General features: G+C 60.7%; 3 protein-coding genes. All 3 read left to right on the forward strand.

The features are described from left to right. The coding region (locus FJ980_RS34445; protein WP_140547765.1) for an aminotransferase class V-fold PLP-dependent enzyme at positions 1-234 on the forward strand (234 nt) is incomplete at its 5' end. A 5-nt stretch (positions 235-239) separates the two neighbouring features. Beyond that, positions 240-632 (forward strand): SUF system Fe-S cluster assembly protein, encoded by a 393-nt coding sequence (locus tag FJ980_RS34450; RefSeq protein ID WP_140547766.1) that lies wholly within the window; start codon positions 240-242, stop codon positions 630-632. 101 nt (positions 633-733) lie between these two features. After that, a partial coding sequence (locus tag FJ980_RS34455; RefSeq protein ID WP_140547767.1) for an iron-sulfur cluster assembly accessory protein occupies positions 734-1,008 on the forward strand: 275 nt, incomplete at its 3' end.

Here is a 1,008-nt window from a genome sequence, read left to right on the forward strand (position 1 = left end):
GGCAAGGGCGCCATCATCTCGTTCGAATTGCAAGGTATTCATGCCCATGACGTGTCGATGGTGATCGACCGGCAAGGCGTGGCTGTGCGCGCGGGCACCCATTGCGCCCAGCCCCTGTTGAAACGCTTCGGCGTAACCTCCACATGCAGGGCGTCGTTCGGCATGTATAATACGCGAGCCGAAGTCGATGCTTTGGCTGATGCGTTGGAAAAAGCGCGCAAGTTTTTCGGGTGACGATAATGGAAGATGCCAGCACAGCTACCGACGCTGTTCCCGACGCGGCCGCTAAGGCGGTGGTTTCCGCCTCCGCAATTCCCGCCGACGAACTGGCGCGGCTGACCGACGACATCGTCTCGGCGCTGAAGACGGTCTACGACCCGGAAATCCCGGCCGATATTTACGAGCTTGGCCTCGTCTACAAGATCGACATCGAGGACGACCGTTCGGTCAAGATCGACATGACGCTGACCGCGCCCGGCTGCCCGGTGGCCGGCGAGATGCCGGGCTGGGTTGAGAACGCCGTCGGCGCCGTCGAAGGCGTGTCGGGCGTCGAGGTCAACATGACATTCGACCCGCCCTGGTCGCCCGATCGCATGTCGGAAGAGGCGCAGGTGGCGGTGGGCTGGTATTGACCTTGAGTCCCGCACACTTGCGCCAGTGGTAAAACTTCACCATTTTAGGTGAGGAATCATTCGGCAGGCCTTGAACCTGCATGGAATGGAGAAGGAAAAAGATGGGACGCTTTGCCGTCATCACGATGACCGAAAAGGCCGCCGACCGGGTGCGCGAGATCGTTGCCACGCGTGAGAATGCGCATGGCATTCGCCTCGGTATCAAGAAGGGCGGTTGCGCCGGCATGGAATACACGGTCGACCTGGTGACCGAACCCAATACCAAGGACGACCACATCGAGCGCGACGGCGCCCATGTCTATGTCGCGCCGGAAGCAGCACATTTCCTGTTCGGAACCGAGATGGATTTCGAGCAGACGACGCTGCGCACCGGCTT

It is taken from the genome of Mesorhizobium sp. B1-1-5 (assembly GCF_006443065.1).
Taxonomy (GTDB): domain Bacteria; phylum Pseudomonadota; class Alphaproteobacteria; order Rhizobiales; family Rhizobiaceae; genus Mesorhizobium.

Excerpts from the sequence above, each read along its gene's own strand:
- FJ980_RS34450 (WP_140547766.1), top strand. The coding sequence starts at position 240 with ATGGAAGATGCCAGCACAGCTACCGACGCTGTTCCCGACGCGGCCGCT.